We start from the raw sequence: 18,553 nt of genomic DNA, 5'->3' as shown, positions 1-18,553 counted from the left end.
CACGGGATGAACTTAACCCCATCACCATCGGGCCATAAGCCCGAACCAGTCAATTCAGACCGGCTGGGCATTTTTCTCAGCCAACTTCCCCAGCCAGTTTTTGGGCGACGAAGTGCTCTCAAGGCAAAACTCAACCTCTGGCTTGCCCCTCATTTGTCCATAGACTTTAGAAAAAGATTGAAGCTCTAATATTGATACTGACTGTTGGCTACCATCAGCGAACAGCAGATTAATGTCTGATCGACCTGCCGCTTTGTAGACAACCGCAGCCTGATGGTTTTCAGCCATTAATTTCTTCAACAGCCCTTTCATATTGCCACTGTCAGAACCATTACCCACCAGCAGAATGGCTTTTTCAACTACTGGCTCATTATGGTCAGATACCTGCCACTTCCCTTCTATGATCTTTTGTCCGTAGTTCATTTTGCGAATCTCACTGCTCAGCTGACTATGGGCTGCTGCATTTTCTTGGGTACTCCTCCCCTCCCGATAGGCTGAAACAATACCTGCAGCGCCCTCTGACGTGAAATTCGCGACATCCAGAGTTTCACCCTGTTGGTGATTTTTATTCCTGCCCATAACCCTCACCTTATTACTTTTCTAGCAGTTTATAACAATGCTGCAGTCAGATAATCACAATTTTAAGCTACTGTTGACGGCCTTTGCTAACTTTTCTGAAGCAAACAGTTGATACCCCGTCAGTTCTGGGTGCTTTTGGTCCTCACGGGGGACAACATAGTACTTGTATGTCTGGTTTTTTTGCTTTGGTTTCTTAGGCAGGGCCTGTTTCTTGAGCACCGCTGCTTTGTGTGGGAATTGTAGCCTGAGTTCTTTTATCCACTGTTTGGCTTCATTGATCTGTGTTGTAAAACCTTTGGCTAAGGTGGCTTCCGTGAAGCGTGCTTCGGTAGGTTGCTGGTCACGGGGGTCAACAACTTGAATGCCTTCTTGGTACTTGGCTACCTGTGTTTCGCCTGATTCAGTGTCGGTGGTTGACTGAGAAATTTGGAAGGCTGTGGCGTTGGATTCGGCGGCGGTATTACGTAGATCGCGGGCGGCATTAACTGCATCCTCAAAAGCATCCAAAGCAAGGGCTGTAGCCTGCTCATCGGTGAATGCTCTGAAGATCACAGCATCAAAAAAAATATTAACCGCCAAACTGAAAGGCTCATAGTCCTGTTGGCCCCGAGTGAAGGTTTTATATGCCTGTCGGAGTATTTCAGGGCTTTGGCTATTGTAATACTGTACTAGGAGCCTGACCGAGAACAGCGCAACCAGACCAACAGAAGTTTTCCCAAATCTTAAAATGAGCAAAAAATATCCAATTATTAGTGGGATTTTGCTCATTTTTGCATATTTATGCCTTCTCACAGCCTCTATGCTGCCTTTTTAGCCTCTTTCAAATCTTCAAGACGGATTGACCTCGTGGAAGCCGCTTTTACAAATTTTTTGATATTATGCGCAGTGCATACCAGTGAAAATTCCGCTGAAACTTTTTCTTTGCCGCGGAGACTGAACCCTCGGAAACCAGATTCTTTTATCTGTCCAAATGGTGGCTCCGCAATAACTTTACGACGCTCATATATGGCTTTCGCACCGGCTGTCTCCATTTTCTTATTCATAGCCTGACGTGCTTTTTCAAACTTATCGGTACGGATAACCCTGCCAGCCTCTTTCTTTGAATCACTGCAATTCCGACGATAAGGGCATTCCCTGCATACCGTCTTGTTTGCCCGGTAGCTTTTTCTTTTGCTTTTGCTGGCCGGGTTCGTTACCAGCTTTTCCCCTGCCGGACAGATAAATACATCAGCTTCGGAATCATACGCAAAATCCGCTTTGACAAACTTCCTGTCAGAGCTTTCAAGGTCGTCAGCGGCAGGCTTCTCCGCCTTGTCGGTTGCGATATAGGCATCAATCTCATGTCGCTCGACTGTATGTAAGTTTGACCCTGAAAAGTAACCATTATCCATACTCCACTTATCTACAGCCGCGCCATCAGTGGCTCCTGATAATGCCCTCAGCGCCGGCTCCACTTCCTGTACATCGTTGGCGTGTTGGCTGACATGCTGGCCAACAATGATCTGGTTATCGGAATCAACTGTAATTTGAGCATTGTAGCTGTACTCACAATACCCCTTCTTGCTCATCACGCGGGCATCGTGATCTGCAAAACTGATCTGCTTTTTGTCGTCTATTGGTTTGTCTGGATTTAAAGCTTTTTCACGTTCTTCAAGTGCTTTCTTGGCCTCTTTGATTTTTTTCAGGCGCTCTTCTTTAAACTGGAGGTCTTCAGGAATGCTGTAACCATTGGTTGCTTTGTAGGCGTCATCTTCTTCCTGATCACACTGACTGGCTTTTTTGATCAGCTCATCCACTTCGGCACTGAGTTCTGCCTCTTTCGCTTTGAGCCTCCCGTAGCTCATGGCCTTGTGTTTTGAGCTGTTGGCTTTGAACTTGGAGCCGTCCAGGCTGATATGACCCAGTGATGCCATTTTGAGTTCAATGGCCAGTTTGACTGACTGTTTGAAGCAGTCATGGAAAAACGACAGATTATCCTTACGAAAGTCACCAAGAACCCTGAAATTCGGGCAGTTCATTTGTGAGATATACATGAACGCCAAGTCTTGTCGACACCGTCGCTCAATCTCACGGGAACTGAAAACACCATGGCTGTATGCGTAGATCAGAATAGCGACAATGAGCTTTGGAGGGTATGCGTGCTGACCAAGGTGGTGATATTTTTTTTCGACTTCAGACGTATTAATGTTCTGAAAAATGCTTTCATAAATAAAACAATCATGATCTTTGGGAAGCAAATCGAAAACGTTGGTTGGGAACAGCAGATGCTGATCAAACTCAACAGGACTGTCCTTAAACTTTGGTGGTGGTGACATTTGGCATAATCAGAGTTGGTTTAAGGCTTATCATAACAGATAAGCCTATTCTCGGTCAGGCTCCTAGCTCGTCTGCCCGTCCCTCAGTTAGTTGTTTTTGCTCCTGTCGTTGCCAAAGATTCCTTGCAAAATCTTCTCGCACTGTTCCACTTCGTAATCGAGGTCCACGATCTCCCCGCTTCTCTCTTTGCGTAGCTTGTCTAGTCTGGCCTTTTGTTTCAGTAGGTCTATCCGGCCTTGGTGCTTCGGTTCCCGCATCGGTGTCGGTGGTAGGTCCTTCTTCATTCTGTATCTCCTTTAATGCGTAGCCGCCTTCGACCTGAACAGGTTCGTACAGTTTACCTGTCCGTTCAGTATAGCTGCGCCCTTGGGCCTGAGCCGCTTGTACTATAGGCCACGGCTTGCCGCTTGGGGTGTAGACCAGTTCAGGGGAATCTGGTTGTTCTTGAGCTGGTTCCTGTAATTCGGGTTGTGATGATTCAACATTGATATCTGCTACTGATCCCGATCAACCCAAACAAAGTGGCGGTTATCCAAAACGGTCTCTCCCTGCCATCGGTAGGCTGCCAGACGGCCTCCTTTCTTCGCAACACTATAATCAACACAGGCCACGTAGTCAGTTAACTTTTGGGGTAAACCAGATAGCCAGTAGTGACCGATAAAGACTGGAACTGAATCATGGTAATGAAAACGTCCAGTCTCAACAGGTACCTCTGGTAAAGACCCCAAACCCGGACCAATAGCCACATCAGCGAGGGTTTTAGCCTTTTTATCCCACCAGCGAATACGTGTAGCTATGCGCTCTTTTCCGTCTTTATCTTTAAAGCTGGTACCATCTGGCAGATCAATTTCAACGCCCTTTAACAGGTACTCAATGGCAGTGTAGAGCGAATGTGTTTTATTGGATGCCAATGCATAAGCTTCAGGTAGTAGACAATTTCTGTCATCCAGCCAAGGTTTAGCCAGCTCCAGACTTTCCTGATGCCAGCAGGCATGAACTAGCCGAATATCTCCAAGATCGAGAAATACCGGAAGGGTCTTAAACCACTCAATAACCTCTCTATGCTGTGGTGATCCCAGCGGGAATTCATCCAGAAAAGCCTGATGAGCTTTCTGGTTGCCAGGTTTGGCATGTGACCGAAGGTATTCCCCTTCCTTTGATGGATCTGGAGTGGCGTAGCAGATCGCATTGAATTCATGATTACCCATCACCGCCAGCGCCGCGCCAGACGCTACCATTGAACGACAGATTTCGATTGTTCGCTGCTCCTGAGTACCACGATCGATAAAATCTCCAAGAAATACGGCTTTCCTCTCTGAGTGGGTAAATACCCCATCCGTCCTTTTATATCCCATTTTTTGCAACAGGGCTTCAAGCTCTTCGGCCTGTCCATGAATGTCAGCGATTATATCGTACATGTTTCTCCCAGAGCGGCTGTTCACTGCTATCAGATAAGTTTTAGCCGGATATACGTGTCATTATGATAAATGAAACCCAACACTTCTGATCAGCATTAATTTTATATTCATCAGGATAAGGTAGAGGGCACCTTCTGCATAGCAATCTTCACCCTCAACAATAGCCGGACTGATGGTAAGCAGAAACAGAAGCCGATAAAATCAACCTCCAATAAATAAAAAGAATGGAGGCAAGCCATGATGGAAGGAATTTCATTCAGCTTTCTGCCATTTAACTGGAGTGGCGTATCCGGTGTATCTGATATACTAATGACCCTGCTAACTTTGGTACTACTCTTAAGTCTGCGTCAGGGAGCCCATTCTATTCGTGAAACAGCCTTGAGCAGACATGCCGAACTACTGCGCTGGGCCATGGAAGAGATGGAAAAGGTCAAGCCTGATATCAATACACTTAGATCCATTTACCCTGAACAAAATACACTGGCCAACCAAGGGCAATGGCAACGATCAGCCCAAAAGGTTTCCGTGACTCTCCAGCGTCTCAGTTATATGGCAGAACATAAACTGATTCCTAAAAAGCACTTTCGGGAAATGTGGGGGCCAACTGTTCTGGAATGCTGGTACTTGCTCGAGAACTGTACTAAAGACAAAAGAGTGAGCAACGGAGAACCAGCTGAGTTGGTAAAGGGTGCCTATTCTCGCAAAGATTTTGAGTCATACGCCCTCTATTGTGAGCAAGAACTGCCAACTCCTTTAACCAACCGACTGGCAGAGCTCTACAAGGCACTAACACCGATAGTCGATAGCCCACTTAACCATGACAGGTTACTATAAGTTATGAGACACATTGAAAGCCGAAGTATGCAATGACCAGAGAAAACAAGGAAAAAACAGCTATAAACAGGGTAGTTACAGATACCCACAAGGCTCGCTCGGCAAGGCTCAAGCGTATCTACCAGCAAAAGAAAGCAGAACTGGGTCTTACACAGGAACGTTTGCAAGAACTGGCCGGGTTTAAAAACCAGAGTATTGTTTCCCAATACATGAATGCTAAGGTATCCCTGAATACCGATGCCATTATCCGTTTTTCCCGGGCATTGCAATGTAAACCGGAAGATATCGAACCCGATATTGACTTGTATTACGATGAAGCCGAAAAAGCATCTGCTTACAAAGAGCTGCGTTTCCCTCAGGATGGACAAAAGACAGGACTACCTGTGATTGGCACTGTGTCTGGACAATTAGCGACGAAAACGATTGTGAGCGTCGAGGGCTGCACTCATCAATCAGTCGCTATCGAACTGGATGCACCAACAGAAGCATGGCCAGAATCCCGAGGCTACGCAATTGTGGACCCGACTGAAACCATTGTTGGTGCTGAAAAAATTGCAGTGATGTTTCGAATGCGCTCCGGTTATCACCTATTTAATCTTGTTAGCCTACACGACGATCACCTTGTTGTTCGCTCTGGAAGCAGTCAGATTGAACTTATAAAAAACCAGCTTAGCTTTCTCGGAAAAGTCCTTAAAACAATGAAATAAAAGCGATGAAATAACATTACTTCACAATAAATGCTGGAACGACTTGAATCAATATAAGCATTGATTATATTATTCAATAGAGCATTGCATATTAGTGCTTTGCTTCAGCAGGTTATTAACTATCAATGTAACCCTAATTACGAGGGTTTATTGGTGTTATTAAAGATGGATGATTTCGTATGTGAATATAAGCATTGCTTATTTTCGAATACAATACAGAGTGAAAAAGATAAAAAGCCCAAGAGGCAAGGAGCTCATTTTGAGCAAAAAAAGTAAGACTGACTCCAACGATAACAAACCAGAAAGCGTGGCTATGCCTACAACCTTATCCGAGAAGGTTGATCCCTGGATCCCCGGCCATGTGGTCGACCGTATCACCAACGATGGTCGAGCTACCCGTTATCGAAGAATGCAAGACCCAGAAAGTGGCTTCCCGAAAGGGATAAAACTATCCCCCAGAAAAAGAGTATGGAGGCTGTCGTCCATTCTGGCATGGATGGAAGCCCAAGAATTGAAAGCAGCGAATGATGCAGCCTATGGGGAGAGCAAATAATGGATATTGTAGTGACTGGCACCGAATTTCAACACAACGTCCAAAATCTGAGTGTATATTTTTTGATGAACTACCATCCTTTGTGGGTACCTGAAGGCCATGAGACCGGTTTAAACAGTGTTTTTTTTCGATGTGATCTTAACACGTTCGCCAATGAGCCTGACGGGGGCCCTCATATAGAGACGATCTTCATCGAAGGGACAAAAGAGTCCATTAGTCTTGGGGCTAATGTTGTTCTTACGCCTAAATTACTAGACCACGCTTTATGTGATTTATTTGATAATTATTGGACTGAGCACGACGCTGCAAGCTCCCCCGTTATTCTGCGACATGGAGGTGCTAAATGAGAACTGGCATAGCCCACGCAAATCTGGATATGGCAGAAGCGTTTTTGAACCACCTGGCAGGTCGGGAGGCCTGCCACCAGTTCAGAGTCATCCACAAAAATGGCAGCGCCCAAAATATCTGCGGTACCTTTGCTGAAAGCAAAGACCAGTTGATGCGGGCAAACCAACAGGGTGGAGACATTTTTGTTATGGTCAACGAGACTGATGGCAAAGGCGGTAAGGACGCCAATGTGGTTGGCGTGAACGCTGTGTTTCTTGATCTTGACGGTGCGCCTCTGGCGCCCGTTAAGAAAGAAGGAGTGTTACCACCACATATGATCATCGAAACCAGCCCTGACAAGTACCATGCTTACTGGAAAGTGGAGAATTTCCCAGTCGATCAATTTAAACCAGTGCAGAAAGCCATTGCCAGACGTTTTGATGGAGATTCTTCAGTCTGTAACCTTAGTCGTGTAATGCGAGTTCCGGGCTTCCTCCACCATAAAGGTGACCCGTTTCTGAGCAGTGTGTTAGAGGCATTCGACCACAAGGCTTACACATTGGATAAGGTCATCGAGGGGTTAGGACTTAGCATCAATGAAGTCAACCAATATAAGCCTTCCAGCCGGGTGCTGGTTGCTCTCAATGTGTCACTGGGCGACGGCGAAAGAACAGCGGCATTGACCAGCCTGATTGGTGCCTGGATACGGCAGGGATTCAACAACCAGCGGATATTGACAGGGCTTCGGTTATGGAACAGTCAAAACAGTCCACCTTTGTCTGATGAAAAACTGGTAAAGACGCTGAAGAGTATTCGTTCATCGGATGATGAAAAAATAGCGGCAAATGACCCGATTCTGTACGAGTACAATGCCCGCTATTCTGTTGTTCGCGTCGGCGGCAAGACAGTGGTATTAGATCGTGGGGCGTCGGGCATTGAGGTCGCTTGCATGAGCTTTGAGGACTTCAACAAAGCCCAAATGAACCGGTTTACCAGAGATGGCAAAAGTGCCTCTCAATATTGGTTGAAACACCCTAAACGAAGTCAATATGAGCAGGTTGTTTTTGCCCCAGGAAAAGCGGCCAACGACGATGTATTCAATCTATGGCAGGGCTTGAGCTGTGAACCCATTGAAGGTGATTGCAACCTTTACCTGAACCATATACGCGACAATATATGTAACGGTGATGAGCAGATATACGATTACATCCTTGACTGGATGGCTCACCTTGTCCAAAACCCTGAGATACTGATTGGCATAGCCATTGTTCTCAGGGGCAGGCAAGGCACCGGTAAAGGCGTATTTGCCTCTTGGTTTGGCAAGCTGTTTGGCAGACACTACAAGCAGATTACCTCTACTGAGCAAATACTGGGTAGGTTCAACGCTATTCTTGCGGATAGTATCCTGGTATTTCTGGATGAAGTTTACTGGCCCGGTAAAAAAGAGTTGCAAGGCTCTTTGAAAACCCTGATTACCGAAAAGCGCCGGATAGTTGAGTTCAAGAATAAAGATGCGACCCCCATGGATAACTACAACCGGGTGATCATGGCCACCAATAATGACTGGGCAGTGCCTGCTGGAGCAGAAGAGCGACGGTTTCTGGTACTTGATGTCGGTAACCAGCACCAACAGGACGCTGCTTATTTTGAAGCCATTGCAAAGCAGATGAATAACGGTGGCCTTGAAGCCCTGCACCATCTGCTGGTAACCCGGGATATCTCTTCAAAGAACCTCCGGGATGTCCCTAAAACCGATGCATTGCTCGCCCAGAAAGAGCAAAGTATGGAGCCTGCTGAAAGTTGGTGGTATACCTGCCTCCATGATGGACAGCTTTACCCTCATAATCAGGAATGGCCAGAACATACCGATAAAAAACAGCTCTACGAGGCTTTTAAAAACTCAGCAGGGTCTAAAGCTGAATATACCGCGAATAATGCCTTCTACCGTAAGTTGAAAGAGATGTCACCAAACATCAATACAGACTGCAAAATACGGGAGAATGGTAAACAGTTCAGGGTCGTCAGACTTTCAGACTTACAAACCAGCCGTGCTGATTTTGAAGCTTTTCTCAAGCAGCCTGTGGAGTGGGGCGAGTAGGTTCAACCTACTCACTCATCTATCAACCTATTCAAAGCCTGCCAGGTGATCCGGGTTTCCGGATTAGGCAGGTTTTTTTTGCTTTGCCCTTGGCTCCGACTGTCGGAGGAAAAAGTAGTTTTTATCGGTATATTTATTTTTAATATTTTATAGGTAAAAACATGGATACCTGTCCCAGACCAGAATTTTCAATACTTCCGGATGTGGCAGGTTTCAAAATCAATCTTGAAAGCCTGTCCCAAAATTCCGGAAATTTTTTTCAGTTTCCATTCCTGAGAAATCGCAAAAACCTGACTTCCATCTGAACCACAGGGTTTAGGATTCCGAGATAAAAAGGCATCCATCCCCCTTTCATAGGCCCCCTCTTCTTAAACGGCTATGGCAGGAATTAAACTTTCTCCCGGGACTCCTGGCAAAGTGCAGACATTATTAGTTGGTGGGGTTCGGGGAAAATGACAAAGGTCAGAGATCAAAGCCCATAGAGATCTGCCAGTTGCCGAATAGCTTTTAACCGGTCGGAAACGGTATCGGCCACATGGTATGTTTCCATCAGCATCAGTGCCAGTTTGTCCCGGGTCATATCATGACGTTTCTGAAGCCTTTCCCGCTGCCTGCGTATCCCCTCTTTCACCGCTGGATGCACTAACAGCTTGGCCGCTGTTGAGTGGGGGTTGGCAGTACGATAACCTGCCTTCTTCACAGCCTCAGCCACCGAAGAAGGGTTGTTGATATATTCCTCGACAAATGTCCTTTGTCGTGCGTTGAGTGCCATCTGTCATCCATCCCTGAACTAGAAAAACCTCTACTTATATTTTACCAGATTCGATGACATCAGCCCTAAGTACAACAACGAGGCCGGGCCCGAGAGCCCGGGAAAGGTCTGTAATGACCCTGAGGTTAAGCAAAACAAACAGCTTCAACGAGACTGGACTTTGAGAGCCCAGAAAACCCATCGTTCTAAGACTCTGCCACGCGATGGAGTGAAGTTCAACGAGGCTGGGCTTCAAGAGCCCAGAAAACCCACGCTTCTTCCAGACGGTATAATTCATTTCATAACTTCAACGAGGCTGGACTTCGAGAGCCCAGAAAACCGCGACTTCGAGCTAGAGGGCAATGAAGAGGCGATGCTTCAACGAGGCTGGGCTTCGAAAGCCTAGAAAAAAAGCCGACGCGGGCGGCGTGAAATCAAAATTCCAGCTTCAACGGGGCTGGACTTCAAGAGTCCAGAAAACCACAACGCTCACCTAGCAACGCGTGCCTATATGAAACTGCAATATGGCTGGGCCTCGAGAGCCCAGAAAGCCCAAACTCGAAAGGCGTTTTCTGTAATAACAATATCGCTTCAACGAGGCTGGACTTCGAGAGCCCAGAAAACCCGCCACCTTTGCTACCAGAGACTCTACAGGCCATTTTCGCTAACCTAAAAAAATAAACAACCAAGCCCCGTACAGGCAAAGGCCAAACAAAATAAATCCATTGTTAAAGGACAAATTACCTGATCGCTAACCCACCGAGGTCTATTTGAGCACACGGGGTTAGCGCAAATGTCCCATCACTGAAGGTTTAAATACACTAAACCCTTTATCACCAAGCGGCATCCGACGACTACTGTATAGCTCGTATAGACCAGCCACAGGCACATCGGCGCCTCTCATCTCTTTGCCCATATGACTGTTCAGTGTTTTCACCGCAATCAAACTGATGGGCTCAAACCACAGGGACCAATGGAAAAACTGCTTTCTGCCATATCCAGTAAAAGCAGAAGTTCTCAGTTTTCTACCTGTTGCCATACACGGGAACAGGGGTAACGCCTCAAAGGCCAACCAAACTGCCAGCATAACCCCTTTTGCTTTGGATTTGCTGGGCGCCTCCTGCTGATAAGCGTGGGTTCTTTCACCTGCAGGGTTCCACCCCATTGAGTGAACTTTATCCCGGTATGCCCACGGCTCGAAGAGAGCCTCATTCATTTTTTCTGCGATACTTTCTTCCTGCCCTAAGGTTTGAACTAACTCACGGACCATTCGAAGAAAGCGCTGCTGTCCAGCCGTCATATGAAACGGTGTCGTCTTAATCGCATTCTTTACCGACTGGGTAATCTGGTCACTGCCAAAAGCAGGCATAAATTCAATCAGATCATCACCATATGTGCCATCAGATGTATCTGACAAACACTCTAAAACCCACCTTTGATACTCTTCAGGTGGCAACTTGATATCGTCACCCAACGTCAGGACTCGAGAGTTCAGGCGATACTCGAGAGCCCTCATCAAAATGGTCTCCAGCGTTTCGGCCCCATCAGGCATATGCAGCTCAGCAGTTCTGGACACCTTAACCCAGGAAAGTTTTGGCAACCTCTCAGGCATCATTCGCGTTATCACTCTCAATAAACCACAGGCTGCCATTACCCCCATGGGAGAGCGCCCATCCAGACCAGGCAATGAAAGTTTGCTCATTCTTCTGCCTCCTTCCGGGAACGCGCCCAGTCTCCTAAACGAACAATGGCTTCAAGATAAGCCAGCGTCCACCAGTCGAATCGATGCACCTGGAACCAGAAGTTATCTATCCAGCCGCTACTGATATTTTGTAAATTATGCTGTGAGCTAATCAAGAACGATTCCTCAAACAGATCCAGCGGATATCTGTCATCAAAATCATCTTGAATAACAGGAGGCAGTGGTCGACATCGCCCATGATGGGTCCCAACCAAATACTCCACTAACCCTCTGTCTACTAGCGCAATATGCTGGTTGCGTTGCAGAACCGCGACCGATAGTACTTCATGGCGGAATCCTTTTGGCAGAGCTGATCGCTCATGGGCTTTTTGCACAGCCTCTCGGTCACTGGGGTTGGTGCCTGATTTTGCCAGCACTTCGCCTTGCCCTGCAGCTAAGCTATCGCCGCCATGCAAAAGCGTTTGGAACCTGCGGTCAGCCTTACCAATATCATGATACTTACCCGCCTGTGCTACAGTCTCCGCAAGCCGATCCGGAAGACCACACTTCTCAGCCAGTCGCTGTATTTCACGTTCAACACCGAGCAGGTGATCCTCAAGGGCAATGGGTCGGGTATGGGAAGTCTTATCCCAAGTATCCGAAACCAGCAGTTCTCTACCTAATGTTAAAATAACACCGTCACCGGATGGATGAAGGTGAATCTGGAAGGGTTGATTGAGGAAATATTTCAAAGGCAAGCTTTCAGCGATGACCGGGTCCACCGTTTGTGATAAATCTTCCAGAATAGCATCAACATCATCCCGCAGTGACTCTGCACCACACTCTCCTTTTATGGCAACACAGAGCTGAGACAGCTGGGTAGATAGCTCCTCTGATATTTCTAGCCACTGGCTTAGCACATTCGGCTGTAATCGTAATGACAGCTGTCCTTTCTTCTGTTCTCTGAAACGCTCAAGTTGAATTTGTTCTGCCAGGTCCTTAACTGAAACATGCTTATTTTTTTTCCCTTCTGGTAACCAGCCAAACTCATCAGTACCTCCACGCCCAGAAGGAATGACCAGTGTATCACCTGGTCTTATCTGTTCAGCGGTGACCCAGCGACATCCACCCTCTTCGTATTTTATGACAGTAGCTTTCGACTGATGGAGCTGCGTTGAGTCTTGTGCAGCCTCTTCATAATCAACATCGCCAAAAGATTGATAGGTGTCACCGGTCAACCAACTGCGAGCGGCGGCCACTGGAACAGCTAATGACTCCCTCCCTGTAGGAGGAAGCCATGAAAGCAGTACATCGACGTCTTTCAGGTCATCACCTGCAGACGGAGGTAAATCGACTCTCCAGATAAGATAAACATCACGACTTGGCTTCTGAACACCCCTTAAGTAAGGCTCAATATCAGGCTCGGGCTCAGGACGGGGGGCAGTTTGCATCCAGAGATCAACCAGGGCAGGCATCAAAACGGGTGCATGGTTTATGGGTGCCGTGGGTGGTGGATTAGCCGGATCACTTTTCAACCCAGCAAGCGCCTCGTTACCCATATTGACCGATGCACTGGCGCCTTTTCCGGAAGCTACTTTTTTTAACCATTTAAACGTGTCGCCTCTAGCCTGCTGATAAACAGGGTCAAGCCTGCCCTTGGGATATTTTCTCAGGATAATCATCGCCTCGGTATCTATCAGCTTGCCCAGGCGATCCAGACGACCAAAACGTTGCTGCAATGCCTCAAGAGAGGCACACTCGGTAACAAGAGCATCAAAGCTAATATCCGCTCCGACTTCCACAGTCTGGGTGGCAATCACATACAATGGTTTCTCACGATGCTTCCGCGATGTATCGCCCGCTTTTAGCTGCCCTCCTATTTTCTCAAGCAAGCGATCTCTGTCGTAGGGACGAATACGCCCAGTCAACAGAACTACATCCTTTGTTCTATTAAGTTCTTCAAAAATCGCTCTGGCACTGTCCACACGATTAACAATGACTCCAATGATTTTATGTCGCTTTTTTTTCGCCAACAGTTTTACCTGTTGTATTGCAACACGATTAAAATCTTCATAATCGGCAGAAATCAAACGAGCCACTTTGTTATTTGTCAGACGTTCAGATAAAACCGGATGGGAGAAATCTTCATCATCCAGCAGAAACTCAGCCTGAGTTCCTAATGTGGCGGACATGACGGTAAAATTGAAAGGCACCCGGATAGTTTTTTGCTGTTTTCGGAGTTTTGGGATAATTTCCAGTGTATCGACAAATGGCTGAATCAGGTGCGCCTCATCAATTATGAATGTGCTGTCGTTGGCCACCAGCCCGGCATGTATTGGCCACTGCCAGGGTGAAACTCCGTAGCCCCTGAACAATAACCGGGAACCAACCTGATCGAGAGTCGTCAAACAAATTACTGGCTGGCAGGGTGATTCTACCCATCTGTTGTCGATAAACATCCCTCCCCTCATAACAGCAGTCATCAGAGGAGACTCGCCACCATATTTCAAAAGTTTATCTGCCACACTTTTAACTGCCGGTTTTGACCGCTGTTCAATCAAGACTCTCACCAGCTGTTCCGCATGGGTATGAGCATCGTCGACCACCAGCCTTCTATCTACTACAAAGAAGATCCTTCTACCTACCGTTCTACGTTCAGGAGGCAGTAGAGCCTGCTCTGCCAAGACAAATACAGCCACATCAAGCGTTGATGTTTTTCCAGATGCTGTGGGCAGATTTATGCTTGCTGGAAGACCATTCTCCAACCAGTACTGCAACAGCCTTATTTGCCACGGGAAGGGGCTTTTTTCCTGACCATGTACCGCTTGATAAAACTGTGTAAACCGCTCTTTTATATCCATAACCGCCTCCCTATCACCTTGGCAAACCTTCAGGGGCAAAAAGACCGAGTCCGAAGAAACGCTTAGCTCCCAACACTATTGGCCCGTATACAGGACGGTCAAACTCCAGCGAGATATGGAAGAAGGGTCTGAAAGGCTCTCCTTTTTTTCTAATTACTTTAAATGCTTCGCTGGAAGGCACTCCGCTCAAGCAGCTTTGCTTTGAAATATGAATATTTACCGGATCAGGAAGCCCCATATTTCTACATGCCTGACACAGGATATCTGTCTTGGTATTCCCAGCTGACTTTCTTGGGTGTCGGTCAAATACGACAGGGGTTACGGACTCCCAATATTTCGATGCTTGCACCCACCTTGAGGGCTGTAGTGTTTTTCTAGGATCATTCGCCCCCGAACTAACATCAAAACATTGACCGTTAAAATTAAGTTTCTTCAGCTTGAATAAAGTTTCCAGAATTTTTTGTCTGTCACAGAAATCAATACCTTTGGGTAAAGCCACTGCGAAACCGGGAACCTGACCATTGGCATGTTCATGTAATCCCACAAAAGGTAGAGGTAGAAAAGCAAGATGCTGACCTTTTCCATGGCCATGAAGGATATCTGGTGCGCTGTCTCCAACGAGTGACAATAATGCTTTCCTGATACTGCTGGATAAAATCAATGTGGACTCAACGCTCTGTGCTGATTTTCCATGCAAGGTAAAAACATAAAAATCTCTGGCATCCCAATAAGGGTTAGCTAATGGTTCGGGTTCAACTGCAACACATTTATTTACTGACTTGTAGAATTGGCCATTAGCTGGCCTTGCTCTTGGGTCCAGCCCTAATTCGAAAATATCCTCCTGCTCCTGAAAGCGACCCTTGGTAGGAACCCTTAAGAAAATATTTCCGTCAATTGAGGGAATATAATTTGGCTCCGGCTTATCAGTTGAAATCCAGGAGCATACAGCTGATTTAGAAGTTCCAAGATAGGACAAATGCTCTACCAGATAATTCAATGCATCATAAATGGCTTTGTCTGGCTTTGCGCCCCAAATAAATTGAATTAGTGGCACCTCAGGAATGGCACAGGGAAACGTTCGAGGCTGTTTAAGTCGATGTTCTTTCAAAGTTGACTGATCATTTACTGGCACAAAAGCCGTTGAAACGGATCGAAATTGTGCTTCCGAGCAAACAATAGAGGGAGGCTTTTGTTCTTCTAACCAGCATAAGGCCTTTTTCGTTTCTTCCTTACCGCCAAGATGAAAATGCGTGGCCTGTAAAGCCGAATATAAACGCCCCGGGTGCGGAGGCCATTCAGCCTTATCCCGATCGCTATAATCGCCTGCGTAATATCGACCAGCTAATAGTTCTACGGCAATATTTAACATCTCAACCCCCCTCTACATCAGAGAGAGCTCGGCTTTTAGAAATCAGCTTTTCCAATTTATCCGATGCTTTCAACTCTACCGGCGCAGCATTCCAACGGACACCTACTTTCTTCAATTTTTTAACTGCGTAATTCAATGCATCCAGTGTATCTTTTGAATCAAGCGGCAGGGACTCTTTTTCTTTTGCTGTCTTACCAATGATAGTAACCACAGGCTCATCCGATGGTATGAGTAAACATCTTGAACGGAGGTCATAACCCTGATCATATTGCAATGCCAGACCATGTAACCCTAAAAGGGCTAGCACCATTCTACAAATGTGATCTCGCTCTTCGGAAAGCTCACCCGTATCAAGATCCGGGAAACGCATCTTCCGAATCTGGGTCAGGGAAAGGACCGCTGTTTGTTCAATCTGTTCACAGGTAACACCACCCAGCTCAGAAACCGTAGGTGGAATATTACCATGGCCTATGGCCGATGGTTTTCCATCACCTGTATTTGACCGACTTGAAATTGGTACTGGCTTTTGATTTTTCTTCTCCGCCTCTTCTTCATCAAGAGTCCAGAGACTTTCTGTATCCTCCGCTTTATAAATAGTGGCTGCATCTTTATTGATAGCAACGGGATCGATTCGCCCTCCAACCCTTTTCCCCCCAATAACACCGATTGCGTTAATTTCAGATGTCAGGCATCGCTGCAACCTTACTCCCAATCCGTTGTTCCGGTTATGTGAATCCCAGCCTCCTAATAACAACGTAACAGGATGTTGCTCAAAAAGAGCAGTAGCATTTACAAAGTCACTGGAAGTTATTAATTGACCTAACTCTGTTTGTCTAAAAGGCACATCGTTTAAGAGACTATCACGAACTATCGCATCATAAAGCCGATGCGGTAATTCAAGAACACTAATATTTTTATTAATGGATTCAAAAGTAATCTGAATATCTGGTAATCCCAAACTCCCTGACTTCATTTTCTGTAAGATTGCATCTTCTATCCTGTTGGCCTGCGAAGCTACTGAATCGAGAAGAGTACACTGCAATTCTTTTCCATTTGATATTCTTTTCTCTGACGCATATTCACTCTTCTTGTCATCAGAGCGATGCTTATAAGTAGGTGGAAAAACTTTATCCTCAGCACCACCCGCAGGCTCAAGGAACAGCTTCATTCTCACAGCTGATGCCTTATTCATCAATGCTGCATCGATAGAATCGAAAAGTTTGTTTTTGGACATCATGTCCTCCTTTTAATAATGTTCTGTTTATTCTGTTTAACATTTTAAGTCCACATATCAAAATATTAGTCATAATATCTGGCCATTGTTAATATGAATTCGAAAAATAAAAAATATTTTTTTATTTCTTTTAAGAATATAAGTGAGCGAAAAACCGACGATAAAACAGCGTTGAGGCGAACTAAAAAATCCATTCTGAAACACACATTAATCTGAGCAATAGGGCTAGCGCTATTGAGTGTTGCGAAATGCTATTGCAATGGCTTCACCATACCAATTTTGAAAATAAAGATAAGATCCAGATTTCCGAGAATTATGAATACCTCAAAATAACAGGCTCACGGCCCAATGAACTTTACAAAACTGCAAACTCTCAAGCTCAAGAAACACCCAAAGCTCAATGAAAAGTGGTTACAGGATGTCATCTACAACTTCCCAGAGATTCTGGGAATTGGTGATGTATTCGTTAGAGACAGAGAAAGAGTTCAGCCGTGCGCAGGGAGGCTTGACTTACTGCTCGAAGATAACAACGGCAATGGCCGTTATGAAGTAGAAGTCCAGTTGGGTGCTACCGACCCATCCCATATGATTCGTACTATGGAGTACTGGGATATCGAAAGAAAAAGGCATCCCCAATATGATCACACCGCAATTCTTATTGCTGAAGATATTACCAGTCGATTTTTAAATGTCATCAGCCTGTTAAACGGCGCGATACCAATCATGGCCCTTCAAGTCTCAGCAATAGAAACCCCTGAAGGTGTTGGATTGTTGTTTACTAAAGTACTGGATACGACCGCATATTACGGCGTAGCCAGTGAAGATGAAAACATAGGTGACTCCGCTAACCGACAATACTGGGAAAATGAAAAAGCCAACCCTGAAACAACTGCTATTGCAGATGATGTATTAAGAATTGCCCAGACCATCAACCCAGATATTACGATGAACTATACAAGGAGGTACATCAGCTTCAACTTGAATGGCTATTCCAAAATTTTTGGTACCTGCACCCCTCTGCGGAACAATATGACCCTGAGTATCAGACTTCCACAAACCAGTGAAGTGGATCAGCTTTTGGCAAACTCAAACCTGGACCTACTGGAATACGATAAAAGGAAAGGCTACCGACTCAAAGTCACCAAAGAGTCTCTGGAAGCAAATCGCCCGATGATAACAGACTTACTGAGGGATGCTTTTGAATTCAAAAGCTGATCTTAGCAACGGATGACAGGAAGACATTTAAAGGCAGTTGTAACTGTATGTCTCAGGAAATCCCAGATAAAGCAAAATAGAAACCTACACCCATACCTACACCCAGCGGCAAAAACCAAGGAAGAAAAAATAGCTATAAGGAGGTAAGTACTTGAAAAATATGGCGCTCCCTGGAGGATTCGAACCTCCGACCTGCCCCTTAGGAGGGGGCCGCGCTATCCAGCTGTGCCAAGGGAGCATAGAAAAGCCAGCGGGCAGATCGTTCCGGCTGGCTGACTTTCATTTTAACGAATCGATGAAATTTTTCCAAGAATTAAAGTCGTTCTGAGCACTGTCTTAAGATAAATCCCTGTCGGCGAAATCAGTCAGTTGCTTTTGTCGTTCAGATGACTCTGGTCACTCAGTGCTGATTCAAGTTTACTCTCGAAAGCGAGCAGTTTATCTGCCACTCTGGCACTGTCCACCCTTAGCTCACCCGCAAGGTAAGCTTTTCTCAGAGCCAGTAACCGTGCCTCATTACGACAATTGGGTAAACTGCTGCGAGTCTCGGTTTCGTTCTTTCGGCTATCGTCCATGATTCCTCCTGATTGCTAAGCACCTGATAGTCTCA

General features: G+C 46.0%; 17 protein-coding genes and 1 tRNA gene. 6 read left to right on the top strand and 12 right to left on the bottom strand.

Annotated features, from left to right (window positions below; all coding sequences use genetic code 11):
• Positions 1–54: 54 nt before the first annotated feature.
• The 5 genes from ACO6VG_RS15235 to ACO6VG_RS15215 form a co-directional block, all read right to left on the bottom strand.
• Positions 55–579, bottom strand: coding sequence for a hypothetical protein (locus ACO6VG_RS15235; RefSeq protein WP_422474565.1), 525 nt, complete (start codon positions 577–579; stop codon positions 55–57).
• Between the two features lie 54 nt (positions 580–633).
• Complete coding sequence (locus ACO6VG_RS15230) at positions 634–1,314, bottom strand: hypothetical protein (RefSeq protein WP_422474563.1); 681 nt, start codon at positions 1,312–1,314, stop codon at positions 634–636.
• A gap of 62 nt (positions 1,315–1,376) precedes the next feature.
• The gene (locus tag ACO6VG_RS15225; protein WP_422132798.1) at positions 1,377–2,894 is read right to left on the bottom strand and encodes an IS1182 family transposase; all 1,518 of its coding nucleotides are present in this window, start codon (positions 2,892–2,894) and stop codon (positions 1,377–1,379) included.
• 87 nt (positions 2,895–2,981) lie between these two features.
• Positions 2,982–3,179, bottom strand: coding sequence for a hypothetical protein (locus ACO6VG_RS15220; RefSeq protein WP_422474561.1), 198 nt, complete (start codon positions 3,177–3,179; stop codon positions 2,982–2,984).
• 210 nt (positions 3,180–3,389) lie between these two features.
• Positions 3,390–4,313, bottom strand: a complete 924-nt coding sequence (locus ACO6VG_RS15215) for a metallophosphoesterase (RefSeq protein WP_422474559.1) — start codon at positions 4,311–4,313, stop codon at positions 3,390–3,392.
• Positions 4,314–4,550: 237 nt separating this feature from the next.
• On the opposite strand from ACO6VG_RS15215, the gene ACO6VG_RS15210 reads away from it, so the two are divergent.
• The 5 genes from ACO6VG_RS15210 (at position 4,551) to ACO6VG_RS15190 (ending at position 8,832) form a co-directional block, all read left to right on the top strand.
• On the top strand, positions 4,551–5,147 hold the full coding sequence (locus tag ACO6VG_RS15210) for a hypothetical protein (protein ID WP_422474556.1): 597 nt from the start codon (positions 4,551–4,553) through the stop codon (positions 5,145–5,147).
• A 32-nt stretch (positions 5,148–5,179) separates the two neighbouring features.
• Positions 5,180–5,854: a helix-turn-helix domain-containing protein gene (locus ACO6VG_RS15205; protein ID WP_422474554.1), complete on the top strand. Its 675-nt coding sequence runs from the start codon at positions 5,180–5,182 to the stop codon at positions 5,852–5,854.
• Between the two features lie 259 nt (positions 5,855–6,113).
• A complete protein-coding gene (locus tag ACO6VG_RS15200; RefSeq protein ID WP_422474551.1) occupies positions 6,114–6,407 on the top strand; it encodes a helix-turn-helix transcriptional regulator in 294 nt (97 codons plus the stop codon).
• A complete protein-coding gene (locus ACO6VG_RS15195) occupies positions 6,407–6,754 on the top strand; it encodes a hypothetical protein (RefSeq protein WP_422474549.1) in 348 nt (115 codons plus the stop codon). The genes ACO6VG_RS15200 and ACO6VG_RS15195 overlap by 1 nt, the downstream gene beginning before the upstream one ends.
• Positions 6,751–8,832, top strand: coding sequence for a DUF5906 domain-containing protein (locus tag ACO6VG_RS15190; RefSeq protein WP_422474547.1), 2,082 nt, complete (start codon positions 6,751–6,753; stop codon positions 8,830–8,832). The genes ACO6VG_RS15195 and ACO6VG_RS15190 overlap by 4 nt, the downstream gene beginning before the upstream one ends.
• A 469-nt stretch (positions 8,833–9,301) precedes the next feature.
• Here the strand turns inward: ACO6VG_RS15190 and ACO6VG_RS15185 are convergent, their stop codons facing one another.
• The 5 genes from ACO6VG_RS15185 to cas7g form a co-directional block, all read right to left on the bottom strand.
• Positions 9,302–9,604: a terminase small subunit gene (locus ACO6VG_RS15185; RefSeq protein ID WP_422474545.1), complete on the bottom strand. Its 303-nt coding sequence runs from the start codon at positions 9,602–9,604 to the stop codon at positions 9,302–9,304.
• Positions 9,605–10,367: 763 nt separating this feature from the next.
• Positions 10,368–11,285: a type I-G CRISPR-associated protein, Cas3-extension family gene (locus ACO6VG_RS15180; protein WP_422474543.1), complete on the bottom strand. Its 918-nt coding sequence runs from the start codon at positions 11,283–11,285 to the stop codon at positions 10,368–10,370.
• Positions 11,282–14,125: a type I-G CRISPR-associated helicase/endonuclease Cas3g gene (gene cas3g / locus ACO6VG_RS15175; protein WP_422474541.1), complete on the bottom strand. Its 2,844-nt coding sequence runs from the start codon at positions 14,123–14,125 to the stop codon at positions 11,282–11,284. Before cas3g ends, ACO6VG_RS15180 begins: the two co-directional genes overlap by 4 nt.
• 13 nt (positions 14,126–14,138) lie before the next feature.
• Complete coding sequence (gene csb2 / locus ACO6VG_RS15170) at positions 14,139–15,494, bottom strand: type I-G CRISPR-associated protein Csb2 (RefSeq protein WP_422474539.1); 1,356 nt, start codon at positions 15,492–15,494, stop codon at positions 14,139–14,141.
• Position 15,495: 1 nt separating this feature from the next.
• Positions 15,496–16,728: a type I-G CRISPR-associated RAMP protein Csb1/Cas7g gene (cas7g, locus tag ACO6VG_RS15165; protein WP_422474537.1), complete on the bottom strand. Its 1,233-nt coding sequence runs from the start codon at positions 16,726–16,728 to the stop codon at positions 15,496–15,498.
• Between the two features lie 348 nt (positions 16,729–17,076).
• On the opposite strand from cas7g, the gene ACO6VG_RS15160 reads away from it, so the two are divergent.
• On the top strand, positions 17,077–17,943 hold the full coding sequence (locus ACO6VG_RS15160; RefSeq protein WP_422474535.1) for a hypothetical protein: 867 nt from the start codon (positions 17,077–17,079) through the stop codon (positions 17,941–17,943).
• 161 nt (positions 17,944–18,104) lie between these two features.
• On the opposite strand, the gene ACO6VG_RS15155 is transcribed toward ACO6VG_RS15160, so the two are convergent.
• A tRNA-Arg gene (locus tag ACO6VG_RS15155) sits at positions 18,105–18,181 on the bottom strand.
• Positions 18,182–18,308: 127 nt separating this feature from the next.
• Positions 18,309–18,518: a hypothetical protein gene (locus tag ACO6VG_RS15150; protein ID WP_422133087.1), complete on the bottom strand. Its 210-nt coding sequence runs from the start codon at positions 18,516–18,518 to the stop codon at positions 18,309–18,311.
• Positions 18,519–18,553: the final 35 nt, after the last annotated feature.

It is taken from the genome of Endozoicomonas sp. ALB032 (assembly GCF_049310125.1).
Taxonomy (GTDB): Bacteria; Pseudomonadota; Gammaproteobacteria; order Pseudomonadales; family Endozoicomonadaceae; genus Endozoicomonas_A.
This window is presented reverse-complemented; position numbering and strand designations above follow the sequence as displayed.

Bases quoted from the DNA above. Each gene is read 5' to 3' on its own strand.
- cas3g (WP_422474541.1), bottom strand. From the start codon at position 14,125: ATGGATATAAAAGAGCGGTTTACACAGTTTTATCAAGCGGTACATGGT.
- ACO6VG_RS15215 (WP_422474559.1), bottom strand. From the start codon at position 4,313: ATGTACGATATAATCGCTGACATTCATGGACAGGCCGAAGAGCTTGAA.
- csb2 (WP_422474539.1), bottom strand. From the start codon at position 15,494: ATGTTAAATATTGCCGTAGAACTATTAGCTGGTCGATATTACGCAGGC.
- ACO6VG_RS15210 (WP_422474556.1), top strand. From the start codon at position 4,551: ATGATGGAAGGAATTTCATTCAGCTTTCTGCCATTTAACTGGAGTGGC.
- ACO6VG_RS15190 (WP_422474547.1), top strand. From the start codon at position 6,751: ATGAGAACTGGCATAGCCCACGCAAATCTGGATATGGCAGAAGCGTTT.
- ACO6VG_RS15195 (WP_422474549.1), top strand. From the start codon at position 6,407: ATGGATATTGTAGTGACTGGCACCGAATTTCAACACAACGTCCAAAAT.
- ACO6VG_RS15220 (WP_422474561.1), bottom strand. From the start codon at position 3,179: ATGAAGAAGGACCTACCACCGACACCGATGCGGGAACCGAAGCACCAA.
- cas7g (WP_422474537.1), bottom strand. From the start codon at position 16,728: ATGTCCAAAAACAAACTTTTCGATTCTATCGATGCAGCATTGATGAAT.
- ACO6VG_RS15235 (WP_422474565.1), bottom strand. From the start codon at position 579: ATGGGCAGGAATAAAAATCACCAACAGGGTGAAACTCTGGATGTCGCG.
- ACO6VG_RS15225 (WP_422132798.1), bottom strand. From the start codon at position 2,894: ATGTCACCACCACCAAAGTTTAAGGACAGTCCTGTTGAGTTTGATCAG.
- ACO6VG_RS15185 (WP_422474545.1), bottom strand. From the start codon at position 9,604: ATGGCACTCAACGCACGACAAAGGACATTTGTCGAGGAATATATCAAC.
- ACO6VG_RS15205 (WP_422474554.1), top strand. From the start codon at position 5,180: ATGACCAGAGAAAACAAGGAAAAAACAGCTATAAACAGGGTAGTTACA.
- ACO6VG_RS15150 (WP_422133087.1), bottom strand. From the start codon at position 18,518: ATGGACGATAGCCGAAAGAACGAAACCGAGACTCGCAGCAGTTTACCC.
- ACO6VG_RS15180 (WP_422474543.1), bottom strand. From the start codon at position 11,285: ATGAGCAAACTTTCATTGCCTGGTCTGGATGGGCGCTCTCCCATGGGG.
- ACO6VG_RS15160 (WP_422474535.1), top strand. From the start codon at position 17,077: ATGAACTTTACAAAACTGCAAACTCTCAAGCTCAAGAAACACCCAAAG.